Source organism: Micromonospora sp. B006, from assembly GCF_003408515.1.
GTDB lineage: Bacteria > Actinomycetota > Actinomycetes > Mycobacteriales > Micromonosporaceae > Micromonospora > Micromonospora echinospora_A.
The window spans coordinates 4,242,928-4,264,923 of the sequence record NZ_CP030865.1; the positions used below are offsets into that span (position 1 = coordinate 4,242,928).

General features: G+C 73.2%; 21 protein-coding genes. 10 read left to right on the forward strand and 11 right to left on the reverse strand.

Annotation, left to right across the window (positions count from 1 at the left end; genetic code table 11):
• Positions 1-487: 487 nt before the first annotated feature.
• The 5 genes from MicB006_RS18930 to MicB006_RS18950 all read left to right on the forward strand — a co-directional run bounded on the left by MicB006_RS18930 (position 488) and on the right by MicB006_RS18950 (position 7,539).
• A complete protein-coding gene (locus MicB006_RS18930; protein ID WP_225980417.1) occupies positions 488-2,758 on the forward strand; it encodes a TRAP transporter fused permease subunit in 2,271 nt (756 codons plus the stop codon).
• Complete coding sequence (locus MicB006_RS18935; protein WP_116507887.1) at positions 2,734-3,753, forward strand: TAXI family TRAP transporter solute-binding subunit; 1,020 nt, start codon at positions 2,734-2,736, stop codon at positions 3,751-3,753. Before MicB006_RS18930 ends, MicB006_RS18935 begins: the two co-directional genes overlap by 25 nt.
• Positions 3,754-3,818: 65 nt before the next feature.
• Complete coding sequence (locus MicB006_RS18940) at positions 3,819-6,182, forward strand: nitrate- and nitrite sensing domain-containing protein (protein ID WP_116507889.1); 2,364 nt, start codon at positions 3,819-3,821, stop codon at positions 6,180-6,182.
• Complete coding sequence (locus MicB006_RS18945; protein ID WP_073831211.1) at positions 6,179-6,571, forward strand: roadblock/LC7 domain-containing protein; 393 nt, start codon at positions 6,179-6,181, stop codon at positions 6,569-6,571. Before MicB006_RS18940 ends, MicB006_RS18945 begins: the two co-directional genes overlap by 4 nt.
• Complete coding sequence (locus tag MicB006_RS18950; protein WP_116507891.1) at positions 6,568-7,539, forward strand: TAXI family TRAP transporter solute-binding subunit; 972 nt, start codon at positions 6,568-6,570, stop codon at positions 7,537-7,539. The genes MicB006_RS18945 and MicB006_RS18950 overlap by 4 nt, the downstream gene beginning before the upstream one ends.
• Positions 7,540-7,554: 15 nt before the next feature.
• Here MicB006_RS18950 and MicB006_RS18955 read toward each other — a convergent pair whose 3' ends face one another.
• Complete coding sequence (locus tag MicB006_RS18955; RefSeq protein WP_116507893.1) at positions 7,555-8,094, reverse strand: GNAT family N-acetyltransferase; 540 nt, start codon at positions 8,092-8,094, stop codon at positions 7,555-7,557.
• Between the two features lie 77 nt (positions 8,095-8,171).
• On the opposite strand from MicB006_RS18955, the gene MicB006_RS18960 reads away from it, so the two are divergent.
• Genes MicB006_RS18960 through MicB006_RS18980 form a run of 5 tightly spaced genes read left to right on the forward strand, consistent with a single transcriptional unit; the run spans position 8,172 to position 11,135 of the window.
• Complete coding sequence (locus MicB006_RS18960) at positions 8,172-9,095, forward strand: ABC transporter ATP-binding protein (RefSeq protein WP_116507895.1); 924 nt, start codon at positions 8,172-8,174, stop codon at positions 9,093-9,095.
• A gap of 35 nt (positions 9,096-9,130) precedes the next feature.
• Positions 9,131-9,922 (forward strand): ABC transporter permease, encoded by a 792-nt coding sequence (locus MicB006_RS18965; protein WP_116507897.1) that lies wholly within the window; start codon positions 9,131-9,133, stop codon positions 9,920-9,922.
• Positions 9,919-10,476 carry a TetR/AcrR family transcriptional regulator gene (locus MicB006_RS18970; RefSeq protein WP_116507899.1) on the forward strand — a complete coding sequence of 186 codons (558 nt, stop codon included), beginning with the start codon at positions 9,919-9,921 and terminating at the stop codon, positions 10,474-10,476. The genes MicB006_RS18965 and MicB006_RS18970 overlap by 4 nt, the downstream gene beginning before the upstream one ends.
• A 33-nt stretch (positions 10,477-10,509) precedes the next feature.
• Positions 10,510-10,764 (forward strand): type II toxin-antitoxin system Phd/YefM family antitoxin, encoded by a 255-nt coding sequence (locus tag MicB006_RS18975; protein ID WP_013287924.1) that lies wholly within the window; start codon positions 10,510-10,512, stop codon positions 10,762-10,764.
• Complete coding sequence (locus MicB006_RS18980; RefSeq protein WP_013287925.1) at positions 10,761-11,135, forward strand: type II toxin-antitoxin system VapC family toxin; 375 nt, start codon at positions 10,761-10,763, stop codon at positions 11,133-11,135. Before MicB006_RS18975 ends, MicB006_RS18980 begins: the two co-directional genes overlap by 4 nt.
• Positions 11,136-11,138: 3 nt before the next feature.
• Here MicB006_RS18980 and MicB006_RS18985 read toward each other — a convergent pair whose 3' ends face one another.
• From MicB006_RS18985 to ppdK, 10 genes are all read right to left on the reverse strand, one after another.
• Positions 11,139-11,681 (reverse strand): hypothetical protein, encoded by a 543-nt coding sequence (locus MicB006_RS18985; RefSeq protein WP_116507901.1) that lies wholly within the window; start codon positions 11,679-11,681, stop codon positions 11,139-11,141.
• On the reverse strand, positions 11,681-13,576 hold the full coding sequence (gene dnaG, locus MicB006_RS18990; RefSeq protein ID WP_116507903.1) for a DNA primase: 1,896 nt from the start codon (positions 13,574-13,576) through the stop codon (positions 11,681-11,683). Before dnaG ends, MicB006_RS18985 begins: the two co-directional genes overlap by 1 nt.
• 73 nt (positions 13,577-13,649) lie before the next feature.
• Entirely contained in the window at positions 13,650-13,895 is a 246-nt protein-coding gene (locus tag MicB006_RS18995) for a helix-turn-helix transcriptional regulator (RefSeq protein ID WP_013287928.1), read from the reverse strand.
• A 10-nt stretch (positions 13,896-13,905) separates the two neighbouring features.
• A complete protein-coding gene (locus tag MicB006_RS19000; protein ID WP_073831205.1) occupies positions 13,906-14,757 on the reverse strand; it encodes an ABC transporter permease in 852 nt (283 codons plus the stop codon).
• A complete protein-coding gene (locus tag MicB006_RS19005) occupies positions 14,754-15,728 on the reverse strand; it encodes an ABC transporter ATP-binding protein (RefSeq protein ID WP_073831204.1) in 975 nt (324 codons plus the stop codon). The genes MicB006_RS19000 and MicB006_RS19005 overlap by 4 nt, the downstream gene beginning before the upstream one ends.
• A 44-nt stretch (positions 15,729-15,772) precedes the next feature.
• Entirely contained in the window at positions 15,773-16,123 is a 351-nt protein-coding gene (locus MicB006_RS19010) for a BCCT family transporter (protein WP_192900098.1), read from the reverse strand.
• 315 nt (positions 16,124-16,438) lie between these two features.
• Entirely contained in the window at positions 16,439-17,275 is an 837-nt protein-coding gene (locus tag MicB006_RS19015; protein ID WP_116507907.1) for a siderophore-interacting protein, read from the reverse strand.
• Between the two features lie 49 nt (positions 17,276-17,324).
• Positions 17,325-18,560: a deoxyguanosinetriphosphate triphosphohydrolase gene (locus MicB006_RS19020; RefSeq protein ID WP_116507909.1), complete on the reverse strand. Its 1,236-nt coding sequence runs from the start codon at positions 18,558-18,560 to the stop codon at positions 17,325-17,327.
• On the reverse strand, positions 18,547-18,912 hold the full coding sequence (locus MicB006_RS19025) for a VOC family protein (protein WP_116507911.1): 366 nt from the start codon (positions 18,910-18,912) through the stop codon (positions 18,547-18,549). Before MicB006_RS19025 ends, MicB006_RS19020 begins: the two co-directional genes overlap by 14 nt.
• A 117-nt stretch (positions 18,913-19,029) precedes the next feature.
• Positions 19,030-21,765, reverse strand: coding sequence for a pyruvate, phosphate dikinase (gene ppdK / locus MicB006_RS19030; protein ID WP_116507913.1), 2,736 nt, complete (start codon positions 21,763-21,765; stop codon positions 19,030-19,032).
• Positions 21,766-21,996: the final 231 nt, after the last annotated feature.

Below are 21,996 nucleotides of genomic sequence, written 5' to 3' on the forward strand. Positions count from 1 at the left end.
GCGGCGGGGTCGGCGCGCGCCCGATGCCGCCACCTCGGCGAAGTGGCGGCGGTCGCGCGGTTCCGGCCCACGAATCGCGTCCCCCGGAGCGCTCCGCGGACGCGCGGCGGCATCCGGAACCGCCCGCCTCGGGGAGCAGCGCCCGGGCCCGGCAGCGGCGAGAGGCAATACACCCTGAGTGACGACGGCCGATCAGCGAACCTGTTCTTCATCGTTGGAAAATCGCCTGGGAGTTCGCTGGGAAGAGATTGCGGAAGCGCCCTTCGCCCGTCGGCGAAGCGGTCGCGAAACAGATTCAGAAATCTGTTTGACGGGTGAACCATTCCCCATTCCGTCACTCATTGCAATCACGTTAAGCAATGTTCCCAACGCGCGCGCTATTCGCGTATCGTGCCCCCTCGTGCCGCCCGTTCGCCCCTCCGACGAGACTCCCCCGAAACCCCGGCCGCCCTCCGGCGGACGACCGGGGTCCGATGTGGACGCCGAGGTGGTGTCGCTCCCGCCGGACGAGGGCAGCGTCGCCGGTCCGGAGTGGTCCGACGACGGGCCGGGCGAGACGCACCACCACAGCCGTGCCCTGCCGCACCACACCCCGGCGGAGACGCGGGACCACACTCCGGCCGGGACGCACGACGCCCCGGACGACGCGCACGACACCCCGGATCAGGCCCACCAGGACGCTCGCGAACTGGCCGCCCGGTTCGAGGAGGAGAAGCCGGGCCGGGTGCTCGCCGGAGGAGTCGGCTTCCTCTTCACCGGCGTCACCGTCGCGGTCGGGCTGCTGACGCTCTGGCAGGTGTTCTTCCCGCTGGCCCAGGGCAGCAAGTACTACCTCATCTTCTTCCTCGCCGGCATCCTGCCGATGGTGTTCCTCGCGTACCCCTCGGGGGTCCGGCTCCGACGCACCAAGGCCGACACGGACGACACGGGCGACGCGGACGACCGGCGCGGACCCACGCCCGTGGACTGGCTGCTGGCCCTCGCCGCGCTCGTGGTCTGCCTCTACCCCGTGCTGCCGGTCGCCATCGGCGCGGGCGGCGGCGGGTACGACGCCTTCCTGGACCGGCAGGGCCTGCTGGATCCGCTGGACGTGGCGTTCGGCACCGGCCTGCTGCTCCTGCTGCTGGAGGCGTGCCGGCGCACCACGGGATGGATCCTGCCGGCGGTCTGCGTGCTGTTCCTCGGATACGGCTACTACGGCGGGCTGCTGCCGCAGGCCTGGCCGGTGGCGCACGCGGGGCTCGACTTCGGGCAGCTCGTCGACGCGTTCTACAACTCCGACAGCGGCTTCTACGGCACGCCGCTCGACGTGGCCGCCTCGTACATCGTGCTGTTCACCATCTACGGCGCGGTGCTCGACCTGTCCGGCGCGGGCCGGTTCTTCGTGGAGCTGTCCGCCGCCGCGTTCCGCCGCTCCCGTACGGCCGCCGGGCGCACCGCCGTCGCGTCGGGCTTCCTGCTCGGCACGGTCTCCGGCTCCGGCGCCGCCACCACCGTCAGCATCGGCGCGGTGACCTGGCCCATCCTGCGCCGCGCCGGCTACCCGGCCGAGCGCGCGGGCGGCATGCTCGCCGCCGCCGGTGTCGGTGCGATCCTGTCCCCGCCCACGCTCGGCGCCGCCGCGTTCATCATCGCCGAGTACCTGGGCGTGTCCTACCTCCAGGTGCTCGGCTGGGCCACGGTGCCGACGATCCTCTACTACCTGGGCATCCTGCTCTCCGTCGAGATCGACGCCCGGCGCTCCGGGGTCCGCCCGGTGGTCATCGACACCGGCTCGGCCTGGCGGCTGCTGGCCCGCTTCGGTTACCACTTCCTCTCGCTCCTCGTGATCATCGTGGTGCTGGCGCTCGGCGCGTCGGCGATGCGCGCGGTGGTCATCGCCACCGTCATCGCCGCCGCGCTGTCCTTCCTGGACCGCCGGCACCGGCTCACGCCGGCCCGGCTGGTGGCGGCGCTGCGCGACGGCGTACGCGGGGTGCTCGCGGTGAGCGCCGTGTGCGCCGCGGCCGGCATCATCACCGCCACCACCACGAAGACCGGGCTCGGGCCGCAGGCCGCCTCGCTGCTGATCGGCGGCGCGCAGGCGGTCAGCTCGGAGCCCGCAGTGGTGCTGGCGCTGACCGCGGTGCTCGCCGCTGTCGCGCTCAGCCTGCTGGGCCTCGCGGTGCCGGTCACCGCGTCGTTCGTCATCGGCTGGGTGATCATCGGCCCGGCGCTGCTGAACCTGGGCGTCGCCGCGCCCGCCGCGGCCATGTTCGTCTTCTACTTCGCGGTGCTGTCCGAGGTCTCGCCGCCGACCGCGCTCGCAGCGGTCGCCGCCGCCGCCGTCACCGGCGGCCGCCTGGTGCCGACCATGTGGCAGACCCTGCGGTACGCGCTGCCGGCGTACCTGATCCCGCTGGCCTTCGTCATCACGCCGACCGGCCTCGGGCTGCTCGGCATCGGCGGGGTCGGCCGGATCGTGACAGCCGGTCTGGTCTCCGCGCTCGGCGTGGCGGTGCTGGCGGTAGCGGCCGGCGGCTGGCTGCCCGGCGTGGGCCCGGCCGGCGTGCCGGAGCGGATCGTCGGCGCGGTCGCCGGGCTGGTGCTGCTCTGGCTGGAACCACTGCCCATGGCGATCGGCGCGGCGCTCGCCGCGCTCGCGGTCGCGGGCGTGTACGTCCGACGTGGCGCCGCCGGGCACGCCGGCCGCCCGGCGGTCGAAGAATCCGTGGACCTTGGGGAGGAGAGAGAGTGGGACGTATCGACGCGAGGATAATGGCGGGCGTCGGGGCACTTGTCCTGGTCGCCGCCGGTGCCGCCGGCTGCGGGGGCCGTCAGGACGGCGCGACGAAGGACGACGCCGCCCGCGAGGTCAGTTGCAAGGTCACCAAGGACACCCGGGTCGGCATCGCCACCGGCAACGCCACCGGCGTCTACTACGTGGTCGGCAACGCGCTCGCCGGTGAGCTGAGCAAGACGACCGACGGGAAGCTCACCGGTACGGCGGCGGAGACCGGCGCCTCGGTGCAGAACGTCGAACAGCTCGTCGCCGGCCAGTACGACGTGGCGTTCTCGCTGTTCGACACCGCTGTCAACGCGGTGCAGGGCAAGGGGAGCTTCACCGCGCCGCAGCCGGTCAAGGCGCTGGCCCGGATCTACGACAACTACACCCAGGTGGTCGTACGGGCCGACGCGGGCATCACGTCGGTGGCCGACATGAAGGGCAAGAAGATCTCCACCGGCTCGCCGAAGTCCGGCACCGAGGTCATCGCCAACCGGCTGCTCACCGCCGCCGGGCTGGACCCGGCCAAGGACGTCCAGGCGCAGCGGCTGGACCTCACCAAGACGGTCGACGGCATGAAGGACGGCAGCATCGACGGCTTCTTCTGGTCCGGCGGCGTGCCGACCGGCGGGGTCACCGACCTGTTCACCACGTCCGGCGACAAGGTGAAGTTCGTCGACATCAGCCCGCTGCTGCCGAAGATGGCCGAGCTGAACCCGGCGTACCAGGCGGGCACCATCGGCAAGGACATCTACCGGACCTCGGCCGACGTGCCCACCATCGTGGTGCCGAACGTGCTGCTGGTGCGGGAGAACCTCGACGCCGACGTGGCCTGCGCGATCACCCGGACGGTCTTCGACTCCAAGGACGCGCTGGCCCAGGCGAACCCGGCGGCGAAGGGCATCGAGCTGGGCAACGCCCGCAAGACCGACCCGGTGCCGCTGCACCGCGGCGCGGAGCGGGCACTGAGCGACCTCGGCGCGAGCTGACCTGAACGGGCCGGGCCCGGACGCGCGTCCGGGCCCGGCCCGCCCGACCCGACCCGGAGACCCCCGTGCCGCTGCCCCATCCGGCTCGCGTACGCCGGCACCACCGCTCCGCGGACCGCACCGGACGCCTGCGCTCGGTCCGCGTCCAACTGCTGGCCCCGATCCTGGTCGCCACGGCCGGCCTGGTCGTGCTCGGCGGGGCGCAGACCGACGCCGCGTTGGACGCGTCCGCCGACGCCGACCGGGCCCGCGTGCTCGCCGGCACCGCCACCGCGACCGTACGCCTGGTGCACGAGCTGGAACGCGAGCTCGGCGAGACGGCCGCGCTGCGCCAGCGTGGCGGCACGTCCGGCCGCCCGCTCGTGGACGCGCAGCGGCGCCGGGTGGACACCGCTGCCGAGCGCTACCGCGCGGCGCAGGATGACGCCCGCCGGGCCGCACCCAACCTGACAGCCGTGCTCAACGACGCCAGCCGGCGCCTGGACAAGCTCGCGCCCACCCGGGAGCAGGCGGTGGCCGGCGCGGACGCCGATCCGGCATATGTGTCGCTCGTGGAGTCCCTGCTCGCGGTCGCGGACGCGCTGCCGAGCCAGCTGCGCGACGCCGACCTGGCCAACCAGGCCCGCGAGGTGGCTTCGGTGGCCGCCCAGGAACACCTCTCCGCGCTGGAACGCGACCTGCTGCGGGCGGTGTTCGTCAGGGGCGGACTGGAACGCGGCGAGCTGGCCCGGCTGGGCCGGCTGCGGGGTGCCCGGGAACAGCGGCAGGCCGAGTTCCTGCGGATCGCCGCCGGGCCGGCGAGGACCGCCTGGTACCGCGTGGTCGACGGCGCGGACGTGACAGCGGCCCGGCGGATGCGTGACACGGTGCTCGACACCGACGGCGCGCCGGAGGCGCTGAAGACCGACGGTGACGCCTGGTACGTGGCGCAGAGCGGCACGATCCGCCGGTACAACCTGCTCGGCCGGGACCTGTCCGACGGGCTGGACCGGGACGCGGCCGACCTGGCCGCCGCGGCCCGGCTGCGCGCGGTGCTGACCGCCGGGGCGACGAGCACCGTCGCGCTCGGCTCGCTCGTCACCGCCGTGCTGCTGGCGGTACGCACCAGCCGCCGGTTGCGCCGGCTGCGGGTGGCCGCGCTGACCATGGCGAACCGGGAACTGCCGGAGCGGATCACCGCGATCGCCGCTGGCGAGCGGGCGCCGGCCGACGGTCCGGCGACCCGGATGACCGACGGGATCCGGCGGGGTCAGGACGAGGTGGCGCAGGTCGCCGAGGCGTTCGACACGGTGAACCGGGCCGCGCTGCGGCTCGCCGGGCAGCAGGCCGAGTTGCGGCTGGACGTGACCCGGATGGCGGAGGCGCTGGCCCGCCGCATCCGTACGCTCATCACCCGGCAGTTGCGGCTGCTCGACGACTTCGAACGCGAGGAGACCGACCCGGACGCGCTGGCCCGGCTCTTCGCGCTGGACCACCTCGCCGCCCGGCTTCGGCGCAACGGGGAGAACCTGCTGGTCCTCGCCGGTGGCGAGCCGGGCCGGGGGCACGAGGGCGCGTTGCTGCTGGACGACGTGGCACGGGCGGCTGCCTCCGAGATCGAGGACTACCCGCGGGTGGAGATCGACGTGCCGACCGCGGCGGTGCACGGCGCGGCGGCCGGCAACCTGGTGCACCTGCTGGCCGAGTTGCTGGAGAACGCCACCGTCTCCTCGCCGCCGGAGGCGCGGGTGCTGGTGGACGGCCGGCGCACCGTCGACGGGCTGGTGCTGCGCGTGCACGACCAGGGCATCGGCATCAGCGAGAGCCGGCTGGCCGAGATCAACGAACGGCTCGCCGCGCCGGCGATGCTCTCCAGCGCCGCCGCCGGCAGCATGGGCCTGCACGTGGTGGCCCACCTGGCGGCCCGGCACGGGATCCGGGTGCAGTTGCACAACCCCGGCGCCGGCACTGTGGCACAGGTGGACGTACCGGAGTCGGTGCTGACCCGGGTCGAGTCGGTGGCGTCCCGGCCGCCGGCCGAGCGGCGCCCGCACGGGCGCGGCGCGCCGTGGTTCAAGAACGCGCCTGTCCTGCGGCCGCAGGTCGGCTCCCGCGACCTGGTCACCAGCGCCCCGGCGGCCGGAGGGCCGGTGCGCGGCGTCGCCACGGTACGGGCGCCGGGTGGCGCGCTGCTGGCGCCGAGCGCGGCGCGGATGCGGCCGGTGAGCGTACCCCCGGCACCGGTGTCGACCACCGCCGCCGGGCTGCCCCGGCGGCCGCTGGGCGGGCACCTGCCGGGGTCGATGCCGCCCGCCGCTGCGCCGCCGCCCGCGACCGACCTGCTCGACCCCGAAGTGGTACGCGCCCGGCTGTCCGCCCTCGCCGAGGGGGTGGCCAGCGCGACGCGCCGTGCCCCGAACACCACACCACCCAACGGGAGAAGACCATGAACCCACCCGCTTCCACCGGGCTCGACTGGCTGCTGGCGAACTTCGCCGAGCAGGTGCCGGACGTCTCGCACGCGCTCGCGGTCTCCGAGGACGGGCTGCGGTTGGCGTCGTCGCCGGATCTCTCCACGGACCAGGTCGACCAGCTCTCGGCGGTGATCAGCGGCCTGGCGAGCCTGACGGTGGGCGCGGCGCGGCTGATGTCCGCCGGCCGGGTGCGCCAGCAGATCGTCGACATGGACGGCGGTGTGATGCTGGTGATGGCGGTCGGCGAACGGGCGCTGCTCGGCGTGCTGGCCGCGCCCGGCTGCGATCTGGGCCAGATCGGTTACGAGACGGCGACGCTGGTGCAGCGGGTGGCGGAGGCGCTGGAACCGGCGGTCCGCCGGTGAACCGCCGCCCGGTGCGGCTGGTGGCGGCGCTGCTGGCGACGGTGCTGGTGGCCGGCTGCGGCGCAGAGGACACCACTCCGCAGGCGTGGCACGGGGGGCGGATCTTCCTGGCCACCGGCAACACGACAGGCGTCTACTACCAGCTCGGCGGCGGGTACGCCGACCTGATCACCCGGCACGTGCCCGGGTACGAGGCGCGCGCGGAGCCGACCGGCGCGTCGGTGGAGAACATCACCCGGGTGGCCAGCGGCGACATGGAGATCGCGTTCAGTCTGGCCGACACGGCGGCGGACGCGGTCGACGGCCGCGGGGCGTTCGACAAGCAGCCGCAGCCGGTACGTGCGCTGGCCCGCGTCTACAGCAACTACACGCACGTGATCGTCCGTACCGACGGCAAGATCGAGAGCTTCACCGATCTGCGCGGCAAGCGCGTCTCGACCGGTTCGCCGAAGTCCGGGACCGACATCATCGCCGGGCGTCTGCTCACCGCCGGCGGCATCGACCCGAACACCGGCATCCAGCGGCTCAACCTGTCGTTGCCGGAGACGGTCAAGCGGATGCGGGCGAACACCCTGGACGCCATGTTCTTCTCCGGCGGCCTGCCCACGCCCGGCGTGAAGGACCTGCTCTCCTCCGCGCCCGGGAAGTTCCGGCTGCTGCCGCTGAACGAGCTGATCGAGCCGTTGAGCGCCCGGTTCGGCGGCGTCTACACCACCGCCACGCTGCCGAAGGAGGTCTACGGCACGGCGGCGCCGACGCCCACCATCACGGTGGCGAACGTGATCCTGGTGGCGGCGGACATGCCGGAGCAGCTCGCGTACGACCTGACCCGGGTGCTCTTCACCTGGCAGGGCGACCTGATCCAGGTGCACCCGGAGGCGGCGAACTTCAACCGGGCCAGCGCGGCCGCGACCGGCCCGATCCCGCTGCACCCGGGCGCGGCCCGGTTCTACCGCGACGGCGGCTGAGCGCGGGGCGGTCGCCTACGGCGTCCAGTCGCGCCGCAGCAGGCCGTAGAGCGCCATGTCGGCGAAGCCGTCGCCGTCGTACCCGCGTTCCCGCAGGGTGCCCTCGTGGACGAAGCCGCACCGCTCGGCGGTACGCCGCATCGCCGTGTTGCCGGCCAGCGTCTCGATCTCCAGGCGCCGCAGGTTGCGGTTGCGGAAGCCGTACCGGCAGAGCAGCCGGATCACCTCGGTGCCGTGACCCTGGCCGCGCGCCTCGGGCAGCAGCGTGATGCCGAGGTGGGCGAGCCCGTTGAACGCGTTGATCCCCCACAGCGTGCCGGCGCCGAGGAACGTGCCGTCGGCGACGGTCTCGGCCAGCAGCGACACCGAGGACCGGGCGTCCGGCTGCTCGCCGGCGCGCTTCTCCAGCCGGGCCCGGACCTGGCCCACGTGCTGCGGCAGGAACGGCTCGTCGTCGGTGACCAGGTGCAGCTCCGGATCGCTGTCCAGGCGGAAGATGGCCGGCGCGTCGTCGGGGGTGGGTGGGCGCAGCCGGACGCGCTCGGTGGCGAACATCCCGCGACGCTAACCGTGCAGGAGCGGGTCGACAACCGGATTTGGCCACCCTACCGACCGGTCGGTAGGGTGGCGGTATGACGCCGCTCGTGCTCGCCACCGCCCTGACCAAGACCTACGGGAAACGTGACGCCCTGCGCGCGCTCGACCTCGCCGTCGCGCCGGGCAGCCGGTTCGTCGTGCTCGGCCACAACGGCGCCGGCAAGTCGACGCTGCTGGAGATCATCGCCACCCTGCGCACCCCGACGTCGGGCTCGGTGCGCGTCGGCGGCTTCGACACCGTGACGCAGGCGCGGGACGCGCGGCGCCTGATCGGCCTGGCGCCGCAGTCGAACGCGCTGGACCCCCTCGCCACCCCGGCGGAGGTGCTCGACTTCCACGGCGTGGCGCTCGGGCTCGGACGCCGGCAGCGAGCACACCGGACCCGGGAACTGGTCGACCTGTTCGGGCTGGGCGAGCACCGGTCGTCCCGGGTGGCCAAGCTCTCCGGCGGCACCCGCCGCAAGCTGGACCTGGCGGTGGCGCTCGTCGCCGAGCCGGCAGTGGTGATCCTGGACGAACCGACCACCGGCCTGGACCCGCTCGCGCGCATCGACTTCTGGACCGAGCTGACCCGCCTCAACCAGGCCGGCACCTCCCTGCTCATCTCGACCCAGGATCTGCACGAGGCGGACGTGCTGGCCACGGAGATCGCCGTGCTACGGGACGGCCGGGTGGCCGCCCAGGGCCCACCGGCGTCGCTCAAGGGGCGCGTGGGCGTCCGTACGCTGACGCTCGACCTGTCCGACGCCGCCGCCGCGACCGCACTCGCCGCCGCGACCGAGGCCGGCTTCCGCGCCGACCCCGACCGTCCGGAACGGGTGGGCCTCAGCGTGCCGGACGACCCGCGCGCGCTGACCGCTGCCCTGCACGAAGCCGGCGCGATCGCCGCCGACATCACCCGCCTCCACCTCGCCGAGCCCTCCCTCGACGACGTCTTCGTCGCCCTCGCCGCCCGCTGAGGCGTGACCCACCGCACCCCGAAAGGCCCGACACCGTGCTCCCGCTCGCGCTCACCCCGCCCCGCCGCTCCCCGGCCCCGGTCGTCCTCGCGGCGATCAGGCGCTCGACCCGGGCCGTGCTCCGTACCCCGGCGCTGCTCGTCGCCCCGGTCGCCCAGTCCCTGTTCTTCCTGCTCGTCTACGCCGGACAGCTCGACGCCGTGGGCAGCACCTACCTGGGCGGGACGAGCTTCATCGCGTTCCTGCTGCCGCTGATCCTGCTCACCGGCGTCGCCACCGGCGCGGGCGCGGCCGGCACGCTCGTGCTGGGCGACATCACCAGCGGATACCTGGACCGCCTCCGGCTCGCCCACGGGACCACGACGCCGTTCCTGGTCGGCCCGGTCGTCGCCGCGCTGATCGCTGTCGTGCTCCAGATGGCGGTGACCGTGGCCGGGGCCACCGCTATCGGCTACCGGCCGGCGAGCTGGTCGGGCGTCGCCGGGATGCTGCTGCTGATGCTCGCGCTCGGGCTCGGCGTCGCGCTGCTGAGCACGGCGCTCGCCATCCGGTCGGGCTCGGCGTCCACCACCAACCTGGTCACGCTCGTCGTGTTCGGCCTGTCGTTCTTCACCGGCGTGTTCGCGCCGGTCGACGAACTCGCCGGCTGGATGCGGGTGATCGCCACTGTCAACCCGCTCACCTATATCGTCGACACCGCCCGGCAGTTCGGCGGCGGCGCGCCGCTCACCGCGGCCCCGATCGGCGTCGCGGCGCTCGCCGCCCTCGCCGTCGCCGGAACCGCCGCCTGCGCCCTCGCCCTCCACCACGCCAGGAAGAACCGATGAGCCCCACCGACACCCGCACCCAGATCATGGACGCCTTCGCCGAACAGCTCGCCGCGACCGGCTACCAGGGCATCTCCCTGGTCGGCGTGGGCCGCAGCGTCGGCATCCAGAAGCCGTCCATCTACCACCACTTCCCGGGCGGCAAGGAGGATCTCTACATCGCGGTCGCGGAGCGGTACATCCGCGACGTCGGCGCCCGGATCTCCGCGGCGCTGGCCGACCCCGGCGACGTGCCGCACCGGCTGCACGCGCTCGCCACCGTCGCCGCCGGGCAGCACGGCGACGCGATCACCTTCGAGCAGCGCATCTACGACACGCTGCCGCTCGTGTCCGCCGAGACCAGCGAGCACGTCTCGAGCCTCTACGTCGCGCTGATGCTGGCGCCGGTCACCCGGTTCTTCGCCGACGCCCGCGCCGAGGGCGCCGTCACCGGCGAACCGGAGTTCCTGATGAACGCGTTCCTGCACCTGGCCCGCGCGGCCGACCTCACCGACGAGACCGGACCCGCCCGGGTTGTCGCGCTCTTCCTCGACGGCGCCCGCCCACGTGCCTAAACTAAGGGCTTAGCTAACCGAGGAGGTCGCGCTGTGTCGGCTGAGGCTGTGCACTACAACATGCATGACGCCAAGACCCACCTGTCGCGCATCATCGAGCGGGTGGAACGCGGCGAAGAGATCATCATCGACCGGGCGGGCACCCCGGTGGCGAAGGTCGTGCCACTGGTGCGCCGGGCCAACCGCACGGCGGTCGGCTCCCTCGCCGGGCAGGTGGACCTCTCCGGTGACTGGGACTCGCCACAGACCAACGCCGAGATCGCCGCCGACTTCGGAATCGGCGCATGACTCTGCTGCTGGACACCCACGTCGCGCTCTGGGCCATCACCGGCGACGCCACCCTCGGCGTCGAGTTCCTCGACCGGCTACGCCACGACCCCGATGTCTTCCTCTCCCCGGTCAGCCTCTGGGAGATCACCATCAAGCAGCAGGCGGGGAAGCTCTCCGGCCCGCCCGACCTGGCCGAACGGGTACGGGACATGGGCTTCCGCGAACTCCCGGTGACCCACGACCACGCCATCACCGCGGGCCGCCTGCCGCCGCATCACCGTGATCCCTTCGACCGCATGCTGGTGGCGCAGGCGATCACGGAGAATCTGACCCTGGCCACGCGCGACGCCTCCATCCCGCTCTACGAGGTCGACGTCCTCAAGGTGTAGATCTCAGACGTCGGCGGGGGTGGTGGCGGCCCGCGCCGCCGCGACCAGCCGGGCGGTCTCGGCGGCCACGTCCTCGTCGTCCGTGGGCGTCCCCGGGTCGTAGCGGACCGTCCAGGTCAGGCCGTCGACCCCGGGCACCCGCCGGGCCGCGATCCGCCCGGAGCCGCCGGGCATCTCGTGGTGCGAGGTGTACGCCACCGAGCCGGTGACCCGGTCCCGGACCTGGTGCGGCAGGTCACCCGGGTCGACGAGCAGGTACGTCTCGGGGTGGCTGTCCGCCACCACCAGGTATCCGTCGCGCTCGGCGACCGGCTCGGCCGGGGTGACCGTCAGTTCCCGGCCGGACCAGACCGCCTTGAGGATGTCGTGCCAGCCGAGGCGGTCCACCCGGCCGGGCAGCCAGAGCCCGCGGTTGCTGGCGACCAGCACGCCGTCGTTGCCGCCCTCGCCGGTGCCGGCGGCGGCCCAGGCGAGCACCCGCTCGTCGGCGGCCAGCGGCGGCCGGTCGGCCGACGGGAGTTTCGGCCGGCGGTTGAACAGTCCCATCACAATCCTCCGGCGGCCTGCTCGCGCAGCGCCCGTGCGTGCTGTTCCAGCGAGAGCAGTTCCCCGAACAGGGCGAAGTACTCGTCCTTGTTGCTCACCGGGTTGACCCGCTGGATCTTCGACTTCAGGTCACGGATGCGGCCGGTGACCGAACTCCACTGGAGCCGCGCCATGGTGATCGAGACGTACCTCGGGTCCGGCTCGCCGTCGATGCGCAGCGGCTCCACCGCCAGCTCACCGATGAGCGCCTGCCCGGCCAGGTCGTCGCAGGCGTCGCGGACCCGCTCGATCCAGACCGCGCCACCGGTGGCGGCGGACGCGCCGCCCGCCGCGGCCACTGCGGTGCGTACCGAGACGTGCACCGGGTGCTGGTAGTCGGTCACCTCGACCGCGTCGAACATCGGACCGGCCAGCACCGGCTCCTGCAACGCCAGCTTCAACGCCTCCCGCTCCACCATGGACCGAGGGCTGTCCACACTGGGCGCATTCCGGCCGGGGCGCGCGGACGCGGCAGGCGTCCCGGGTGCCGGTTGCCCGTTCGCCGCGCCGAGCACCGCGCGCTGCACGGGCTCGATCTCCATGCCGAGGTCACCGGCGAGCTTGCGCACGTACTCCGGGCGCTTCTCCCGGTCCTTGATCTTCGCCACCAGCGGCGCGGCGCGGCGCATGGCCTCGACCCGGCCGTCGACGGTGTCCAGGTCGAACCGGCTGATCACGTGCCGGAGGGCGAAGTCGACGAGCGGTTCACGGCGGGCCACCAGGTCGCGCACGGCCAGGTCGCCCTTGGCCAGGCGCAGCTCGCACGGGTCCATGTTGTCGGGGCTGACCGCGATGAACGTACGCCCGACGAAGCGCTGGTCGTCCTCGAACGCGCGCAGCGCGGCCTTCTGACCGGCGGCGTCACCGTCGAAGGTGAAGATGATCTCGCCGGCCCGTTCGTCGCTGTCGAACAGCACCCGGCGCAGCACCGAGATGTGGTCGCCGCCGAACGCCGTGCCGCAGGTCGCCACCGCTGTCGGCACGTCGGCGAGGTGGCAGGCCATCACGTCGGTGTAGCCCTCGACCACCACCACCTTGCCCTGCTTGGCGATCTCCCGCTTGGCCTGGTCGATGCCGTAGAGGACGTGCGACTTCTTGTAGATCGGCGTCTCGGGGGTGTTCAGGTATTTCGGGCCGTCGTCGTCGTCGAAGAGCTTGCGGGCGCCGAAGCCGATCACGTCGCCGGTGATGTCCCGGATCGGCCACATCAGGCGGCGGCGGAACCGGTCGATCAGCGAACCGGAGCGGGCCGGCCGGGACAGGCCGCCGGTGACCAGCTCGTCGTGGGTGAAGCCCTGCTGGCGCAGGTGCTTGGTGAGCAGGTCCCACCCGTCGGGGGCGAAGCCGCAGCCGTACCGCTCGGCGGCGGCCCGGTCGAAGCCGCGCCCGGCGAGGAACTCGCGGGCCGGACGGGCGCCGGCGGTGGTGAGCTGGGCCCGGTAGAAGTCGACGGCGGCGGCGTGCGCGGCCACCAGGCGCTGCCGCTGCCCCTGCTGCGGGCGGGCACGCGGCGTGGACCTGTCTTCCTCGACGTAGCGCAACTGGATGCCGGCGCGGTCAGCCAGCCGCTCGACCGACTCGACGAAGCTGAGGTGCTCGGCGTCCATCAGGAACTTGATCGCGTCGCCGCCGACCCCGCAGCCGAAGCAGTAGAACACGTTGCGGGCGGGCGAGACGTTGAACGACGGGCTCTTCTCGTCGTGGAACGGGCACAGCCCCTTGAGGTTGCCGCCGCCGGCCGACTTGAGCGTCACCACCTCGGAGATGACGTCCGCGATGGCGGTGCGCTCGCGGACCAGCGCGATGTCCTCGTCCCGGATCCGCCCCGCCATGACCGCCACCCCCTCGGCGTACATCCTGCCCTGCCGGACCGACGATCCGGCGGCCGGGGGGACGGGCGTGTGGCCGACCTCGCCCGCCCCCGCCGGCTCAGGCCGAGCGGGCGGCGGCGGGGTCGCCGATACGCGGGAACGGCTCGATGGAGAAGACCACCTCGACCGGCACCTCGAAGTACGCGGCGATGCGCAGCGCCAAATGCAGGCTGGGCCGGAACTCGCCGCGCTCCAGGTAACCGACGGTCTGGTAGTGCACACCGAGCGCGTCGGCGAGCTGCCGCCGGGAGATGCCCCGTTCGGCGCGCAGCACCGCGATCCGGTTGTGCACGGTCTCGCTCATCGACGCCCTCTCATCCGACCCGCTGCATGGCCCGCTCCCGCCGGGCCGCGACCCGCGAGCCGGACTCCCGGCGGGCCATCCGGCGCAGCACCACCGGGGCAAGCACGAGCCCGAGCACCGCCCAGGCGCCGAGCACGCCGACCGTCTCCAGGTGCCGCCAGGAGCCGCCGAGTTCGACAGCCGCCAGGTCACCCGGGAGCAGCGCCGAGCGCATGCCCAAGCCTAGCCAGTAGAGCGGGAACACCTGGGCGACGCCCTGGAGCCAGCCGGGCAGGCCGTTGATCGGATAGAAGATGCCGGACAGGGCGATGAGACCGAAGATCGGCATCACCACCAGGCCCATGTTGCGCGGGTTCTCGATCAGTGAGCCGATCACCGCGCCCAGCGGCAGCGTCGCCACCAGTCCGAGCGGCACCACCCAGGCGAGCGTGAGCCAGGCGCCGGGGTCGCCGAGCCGCAGCCCGTCGAGGAAGAACAGGCCGGGGGTGAGCTGGATGACCACGCCGATCAGCGCGACCGCCGAGACCAGCACGATCTTGCCGACCAGATAGCCGAGCATGCCGTCCGGGATCGCCTTGGCGCGCAGCAGCGTGCCGTCCTCCCGGTCGATGACGAGCTGGTTGGCCAGCCCGAGCAGACCGCCGAAGAGCAGGCCCATGCCGAGCGCGCTGGGCAGCGTACGGGCGCCGAGGGAGAAGTCCGTGCCGGGCACCGTCGAGCCGCGCATCCAGAACACGGCGACCAGCAGCACCACTGTGGGGAAGAAGTAGGTCCAGAGGTCCTGGCCGTTGGTGAACGTGGCGCGCAGCTCGATCACGCCGCGCCGCAGCCCGGCCCGCAGCGCGTTGGTGGTCGGGTTCATCGGTTCGCCTCCTGCTGCCACACCCGCTCGGTCCGGCCGGTACGGATGCCGGTCTCCTCCTCGTGCACGAGCGTCAGGTACGCGTCCTCCAGGCTGGCCCGGCGCACCTCCAGCTCGCGTATCCGGTCTCCGTGTTCGCGGAGCAGGTCGCGCAGGAACGCGGTGGCATCGGCGGTGGCGTGCACGTACCGCTCGCCGTCGCGGGTCCAGCGGACCTCGGCGTCCCCGGCGACGCGCCGGGCGAGCTGGTCCGGTGAGCCCTCGGCGATGATCCGGCCGCCGGCCAGGATGAGGATGCGGTCGGCCAGCTTCTCCGCCTCGGCCAGGTCGTGCGTGGTCAGCATGATCGTGGTCTCGTCCAGGTCGGCCAGGCGGTGCACCAGCTCGTGGAACTCGCGCCGCGCGGCCGGGTCGAAGCCGACAGTCGGCTCGTCCAGGAAGAGCAGTTCCGGCCGGCCGACGATGCCGACCGCCACGTCGAGGCGGCGGCGCTGGCCACCGGAGAGCCGGGCCACCCGGCTGCCGGCGTGCGCGCTCAGCCCGACGGTCTCCAGCAGGTCGTCCACGGGCCACGGGCGCGGGATCCGGTCGGTGGCGTACGGCGCGTAGAAGTCGCCGAGGTGGGCGAGCAGGTCCCGCACCCGCCACTTGCCGTGGTCGCGCCAGGACTGGAGCACCACGCCCAGCCGCGCGCGCCACCGCTCGTCACCGCGGGCCGGGTCGACGCCGAGCACCCGCACCGTGCCGGCCGAGGGCAGCCGGAAGCCTTCGAGGATCTCGATGGTGGTGGTCTTGCCCGCGCCGTTGGGCCCGAGCAGCGCCAGCACCTCGCCCCGCCGGGCGGTGAGGTCGACGCCGTGCAGCACGTCGACGGCGCCGTAGCGCATGCGCAGATCCCGCACGTCGAGGACGAGATCCTCGTCGGGAGGTCGGGGGGACGCGACAGCCCCCGGGAGTTCGACCGCAGTCATGCCCCGGAATGTAGCATCCCTACTACAAGTCGAGGTACCCCCACTCAACGGCGACGGCTGTGGAACCAGCGCGTGACGGGGGCCGGATCCTCCTCCTCGTACGACCGGGCCGCGCGAACCGCGGCCGCCAGGCCGGAGCGGCGCGGCCGGGGCCCGGCGCGCAGCATCGGATCGGCCGCCATCTCCCGGAGCACCGCGACGGCCAGGCCGAGCATCACCACGACGAACGGCAACGCGACCAGGCCCCCGGCCAGCAGCAACGCCGCCGCCAGCAGCGTCCAGTGGAAGAGCGTGTACTGCATGGCGGTCGCGGCGGCGGCGCCGGTCTGCGGCGCGACCCCGGAGGCCGGAGGCGGCGTCGCGTAGTGCTGGATCGGTTCGGCGACGGCGAGCACCAGGAACGTGCCGATCGCCCAACTCAGCCCGGCCGCGCCGAACCACGCGCGAACACGCCCCAGGCCACCACGGCCAGCAGCAACGCCGCCGCCACCGCGCGGTGCGGCCGGCTGCGCCCCGACCCGCTCCCCCCGTCTTCCCCCGTGGCCCCACCCTGGGCAGAGCGGACGCCGGGGTGGGACGAACGCCCCGCCCCGTACCGTCGATCTTGGAGTTGTGGCGCCCAGAATGCCGACTTCGCGCCGGTATCAGAGGTGCCACAACTCCAAGATCGGCGTCGGGGAGCGGGACGGGCGCGGCGAGGGTGGGGCGGGTCAGGCCGGGACGGCGGCGGCCTCCTCGGCCTCGACGGCGGCGTTCCAGGCCGGCTTGGTGGAGCGCCAGCCCTCGTCGTCCAGGCCCTGCCGCCAGTAGCCGGAGATGGACAGGTCGCCCCGGGGCACGCCGCGCTCGACGCGCAGCAGCCGCCGCAGTTCCTTGACCGCGCCGGCCTCGCCGTGCACGAACGCGTGCACCCGGCCGGGCGGGAACTCCAGCGCCCGGACCGCCTCGACCAGCGGCTCCCCGTACGGGCGCCCGTCGCGGTGCAGCCAGCGCACCTCGACAGCGCCCGCGCCGGCCAGGGGCAGCTCGTCGGCCGGGCCGCTCACCTCGACGTACACCTTGGCCCGCGCGCCCGCCGGCAGCCGCTCCAGGGCGGCGGCGATGGCCGGCAGCGCGCTCTCGTCGCCGGCCAGCAGGTGCCAGTCGGCCGCCGGGTCCGGCGCGTACGCGCCGCCCGGCCCGGTGAACAACACCCGGTCACCGGGACGCAGCGCCGCCGCCCACGGCCCGGCCAGCCCCTCGTCGCCGTGGTGCACCACGTCCACGGTCATCTCACCGGCCGCGGCGTCCCAGGCCCGCACCGTGTACGCGCGCAGCCGCGGCCACTGCTCCGCCGGGAACTCCCGCTTGATCGTGGCCAGGTCGACCGGGTACGGGTAGGTCACCCCGGCCGGCGGGAAGACGAACTTCACGTAGTGGTCGGTGTACGCGCCCACCGGCAGCCCGGCCAGCTCGGCGCCGCCCAGGACCAGGCGGATCAGGTGTGGGGTGGGCCGCGTGGTCCGGACGACCGTGGCGGCGGTGAGCTTCTTCGGGCGGTCCGTCATGCTGCTTAGGCTAGCCTAAGTTCACGGATCCGGTCCCGGAGCGGTGCGGTCAGCCCGGCGACACCAGGCGGGCGTGCCAGGCCAGCGCGGCCGGATCGGTGAGCGAGGCGACCTGGTCGATCACCACGCGCAGCCGCGCGGCGTCGTCCGCCGCGTCCCGCCACAGCGGCGCGAACACCGGGTCGAGCACGTCGGGCGCCCGGTCCAGCAGCGCCGTCACCAGCCCGGCGAGGACGTCGCGCTGCCGCGCGTACCGGCCCTCGGCACCGGGGCGGCGCATCACGTACCGCAGGGCGATGCCCTTGAGCAGCGCGCACTGCGCCCGGATCCGGCGCGGCACCACCAGGTCGGCGGCGTACCGGCGGTGCGGGCCGGGACCGTGGCGCTGCTGCGTGGCGGCCACCACGCTGGAGACGAACCGACCGGTGAGCACGCTCGTGGTGGCCTTCAGCGCGGCGAGGGCCCGGTGGCTGCCGTCGTACGCGGCCAGCGGCGCGAGCACCGGATCGGCGAGCAGCTCGGCCAGCACCTCGCCCAGGTCCTCCGGCGCCTCGCCGGAGTAGGTGGCGGCCACGTCGGCGCAGAGCGCCCGCCGCTCGTCCGCGTCGGCCAGCAGCGGGCGCAGGTCCACGTACCCGCCGTGGATGCCGTCCTCGACGTCGTGCACCGAGTACGCCACGTCGTCGGCCCAGTCCATCACCTGGGCCTCCAGGCAGCGCCGCGAGCCGGGTGGGGCGCCCTCGCGCAGCCAGTCGAAGACCGGGCGGTCGTCGGCGTACACGCCGAACTTGCGCTCGCCGGGGCGGCGCGGCCATGGGTACTTGCTCACCGCGTCCAGCGCGGCCCGGGTCAGGTTCAGCCCCACCGAACGCCCGTCCGGGGCGAGCACCTTGGCCTCCAGCCGGGTGAGCACCCGCAGCGTCTGCGCGTTGCCCTCGAACCCGCCGCAGGCGGCGGCCAGCTCGTCCAGCGCGTACTCGCCGTTGTGCCCGAACGGCGGGTGACCCAGGTCGTGGGCCAGCCCCGCGGTGTCCACCACGTCGGGGTCGCAGCCGAGCCGGGCGCCCATCTCGCGGGCGATCTGCGCGACCTCCAGCGAGTGGGTCAGCCGGGTACGCAGGAAGTCGTTGGTGCCGGCGGTGTGCACCTGCGTCTTCGCGGCGAGCCGCCGGAACGCCGCCGAGTGCAGCACCCGGGCGCGGTCCCGCTCGAACGGCGACCGGCCGTACCCGGTGTCCTTCGGCGCCTCGTCGACCAGCCGCGCCGCGTCGTCAGCCCCGGTCACCGTTGCCGCGTTGGCGCAAAACGCAGAACTCGTTGCCCTCCGGGTCGGCGAGCACCGTCCACTCCACGTCTCCCTGGCCGATGTCGACGTGCCGCGCGCCCATGTCGACCAGGCGCTCGACCTCGGCCTCCATGTCGGCCGGGCGCAGGTCGATGTGCAGCCGGTTCTTCCCCTCCTTCGCCCCGGCGACCGGGACGAAGACGAGACCGGGCAGCGTGTCGGGGGTGCGGCGGATCTCCACCTCGTCCGGCTTGTCGGTGATCACCTGATAACCGAGCGCCTCCGCCCACCAACTGGCGAGCCGGGACGGGTCCCGGGCGTCGACTACCAGGTTCTCCCAGACGGCGGTCATGTGGACACCCCTCCTGATCGACACGCGGCGGAAGCTCAGGTTACGCCGAGGTGGCCGGAAAGGCGCGCCGGGCGGTACGCGGGGCCGTCGATGGACACCGGCGGCCCCGCGTCCTCGTCAGCGGGAGTCGGAGCCGGCGGTGGTGATCGCGGCCCGTCCGGCCTCCAGGCGCGCCACCGGCACCCGGAACGGCGAGCAGGAGACGTAGTCCAGCCCGACGGAGTGGAAGAAGTGCACCGAGTCCGGGTCACCGCCGTGCTCGCCGCAGACGCCGAGCTTCAGGCCGGGGCGGGCCGCCCGGCCCTCCTCGGCGGCGATGCGGATCAGTCGGCCGACGCCGTCGGTGTCGATCGACTCGAACGGCGAGATGCCGAAGATGCCCAGCTCCAGGTAGCGCCAGAAGAACGCGCCCTCCACGTCGTCGCGGGAGAAGCCCCAGCCCATCTGGGTCAGGTCGTTGGTGCCGAAGGAGAAGAACTCCGCCGCCTCGGCGATCTGCCCGGCGGTCAGCGCCGCCCGGGGCACCTCGATCATCGTGCCGATCAGCACCTCGACGCCGCTGTCCCCGACCACCTCGGCGATGATCCGCTCGGCCTCGGCGCGTACCGTCTCCAGCTCCTGCACGGCCCCGACGAGCGGCACCATGATCTCCGGGCAGGCCGTGCCGCCGTCGCGGACGACGGCCACGGCGGCCTCGGCGATCGCGCGGACCTGCATGGCGAACAGGCCCGGGATGACCAGGCCGAGCCGGACGCCGCGCAGGCCCAGCATCGGGTTCTCCTCGTGCATCCGCCGGACGGCGGCGAGCAGCGCCTCCTCCTTCGCGACGTCCTCGCCGCGTTCCTGGGCCACCGCGACGTTGACCGCGAGCTGCTCCAGCGGGGGCAGGAACTCGTGCAGCGGCGGGTCGATCAGCCGCACGGTGACCGGCAGGCCGTCCATCTCCCGGAAGATCTCGATGAAGTCGGCCCGCTGCAGCGGCAGCAGCGCGGCGAGCGCGTCCTCCCGCTCCCGCTCGCCGGAGGCGAGGATGAGCCGCTCGACCAGCTCGCGGCGGTCGCCGAGGAACATGTGCTCGGTGCGGCACAGCCCGATGCCCTCGGCGCCGAAGCGCCGGGCCCGGGCCGCGTCCGCGCCGGTGTCGGCGTTCGTGCGTACCCGCAGCCGCCGCGCGGCGTCGGCGTGCGTCATGATCCGGTGTACGGCGCGGACCAGCGCATCGTCGATGGTCTCCGGGTCGAGTTCGCCCTCGAAGTACTGCACCACCTCCGACGGCATGACCGGCACCTCGCCGAGGTACACCTTGCCGGTGGTGCCGTCGATCGAGACCACGTCGCCCTCGTTCACCACGTGCCCGCCCACAGTGAACTTCTTCGCCGGTACGTTGACCTCCAGCTCGTCCGCGCCGGAGACGCAGGTCTTGCCCATGCCGCGGGCCACCACCGCGGCGTGGCTGGTCTTGCCGCCCCGGGAGGTGAGAATGCCCTTGGCGGCGATCATGCCGTTGAGGTCGTCCGGGTTGGTCTCCCGGCGGACCAGGATCACCGCCTCGCCCTCGGCGGCCAGCTCGACCGCGCGGGCCGAGGTGAAGACGACCTTGCCGGACGCGGCGCCCGGGGAGGCGCCGATGCCCTTGGCCACCGGCTCGAACTCGTGGTCGAGCTGGAAGCGCGGGAACATGAGCTGGGCGAGCTGCGCGCCGTTGACCCGGTGCAGCGCCTCGTCCAGGTCGATCAGGCCCTCGTCGACGAGCTGCCCGGCGATGACGAACGCGGCTGCGGCGGTGCGCTTGCCGACCCGGGTCTGGAGCATCCAGAGCTTGCCGCGCTCGATGGTGAACTCGATGTCGCAGAGGTCCTTGTAGTGCTCCTCCAGCCGGGCCATGATGCCGAGCAACTGGTCGTAGGAGGTCTTGTCGAGCTGCTCCAGCTCCTGCAACGGCACCGTGTTGCGGATGCCGGCCACCACGTCCTCGCCCTGCGCGTTCGCCAGGTAGTCGCCGTAGATGCCCTGCGCGCCGCTGCCCGGGTCGCGGGTGAACGCGACGCCGGTACCCGAGTCGGGCCCGAGGTTGCCGAAGACCATGGCCACCACGTTGACGGCGGTGCCCAGGTCGGCCGGGATGCGCTCCTGCCGGCGGTAGAGCACCGCCCGCTCCGCGTTCCACGAGTCGAAGACCGCGCGGATGGCGAGGTCGAGCTGCTCGCGCGGCTCCTGCGGGAACTCGCGGCCGGTGTGCTTGGCGAAGATCTTCTTGTACGCGTCGACCAGCCCGCGCAGGTCGTCGGCGTCCAGGTCGAGGTCGTTGTGCGTACCCTTGGCGCTCTTGATCTCGTCCAGCGCGTGCTCGAACTCCTCGCCCGGCACCTCGCAGACGGTCTTGCCGAACATCTGGATCAGCCGGCGGTAGGAGTCCCAGGCGAACCTGTCTGCGCCGCCGGAGGCGGCCCGGTCAGCACTGCCGCCGGCCTGTCGTGCGAGTCCTTCGACGCTGCGGTCGTTGAGGCCCACGTTGAGGACGGTCTCCATCATGCCGGGCATGGAGAACTTGGCGCCGGAGCGTACCGAGACCAGCAGCGGGTCGTCCGGATCGCCGAGGCGGCGGCCCATCTCGCGCTCCAGGGACTCCAGGTGCGCCTCGATCTGCGCGGCCAGGCCGTCGGGCTCACGCCCGGTCGTCAGGTACGCCTTGCACGCCTCGGTGGTGATCGTGAAGCCGGGCGGAACCGGCAGGCCGAGGTTGGTCATCTCGGCCAGGTTGGCCCCCTTGCCGCCGAGCAGATCCTTCAGATCCTTGTTGCCCTCGGCGAAGTCGTACACGTACTTGTGCTCGCCCGATTCCTGCGCTTCCACCAGAGCCTCCAACGCGCGCCATTGACACTTAACGAAGGTTTAGTTCGGACATACCCCGGGAGTGACCACCGGTAATCCCGGCTCGTCAGCGTCGGTGGGCCGAAGGCTAGGCCAGTTTCGTGAAACCTGGGAGCGTTCGGTGACTTTCGGCACAACGGTCGCCACTATGCGCGTTCGTACGGGTTGTTGGGAACGCTTCCACGAGCACGATCACGCAATTACCGTTCCTCT

Bases quoted from the DNA above. Each gene is read 5' to 3' on its own strand.
- MicB006_RS18995 (WP_013287928.1), bottom strand. From the start codon at position 13,895: ATGAGCGAGACCGTGCACAACCGGATCGCGGTGCTGCGCGCCGAACGG.
- MicB006_RS18945 (WP_073831211.1), top strand. From the start codon at position 6,179: ATGAACCCACCCGCTTCCACCGGGCTCGACTGGCTGCTGGCGAACTTC.
- MicB006_RS19025 (WP_116507911.1), bottom strand. From the start codon at position 18,912: ATGACCGCCGTCTGGGAGAACCTGGTAGTCGACGCCCGGGACCCGTCC.
- MicB006_RS18980 (WP_013287925.1), top strand. From the start codon at position 10,761: ATGACTCTGCTGCTGGACACCCACGTCGCGCTCTGGGCCATCACCGGC.
- MicB006_RS19015 (WP_116507907.1), bottom strand. From the start codon at position 17,275: ATGACGGACCGCCCGAAGAAGCTCACCGCCGCCACGGTCGTCCGGACC.
- MicB006_RS19000 (WP_073831205.1), bottom strand. From the start codon at position 14,757: ATGAACCCGACCACCAACGCGCTGCGGGCCGGGCTGCGGCGCGGCGTG.
- dnaG (WP_116507903.1), bottom strand. From the start codon at position 13,576: ATGTACGCCGAGGGGGTGGCGGTCATGGCGGGGCGGATCCGGGACGAG.
- MicB006_RS18985 (WP_116507901.1), bottom strand. From the start codon at position 11,681: ATGGGACTGTTCAACCGCCGGCCGAAACTCCCGTCGGCCGACCGGCCG.
- MicB006_RS18955 (WP_116507893.1), bottom strand. From the start codon at position 8,094: ATGTTCGCCACCGAGCGCGTCCGGCTGCGCCCACCCACCCCCGACGAC.
- MicB006_RS18960 (WP_116507895.1), top strand. From the start codon at position 8,172: ATGACGCCGCTCGTGCTCGCCACCGCCCTGACCAAGACCTACGGGAAA.
- MicB006_RS19005 (WP_073831204.1), bottom strand. From the start codon at position 15,728: ATGACTGCGGTCGAACTCCCGGGGGCTGTCGCGTCCCCCCGACCTCCC.
- MicB006_RS18970 (WP_116507899.1), top strand. From the start codon at position 9,919: ATGAGCCCCACCGACACCCGCACCCAGATCATGGACGCCTTCGCCGAA.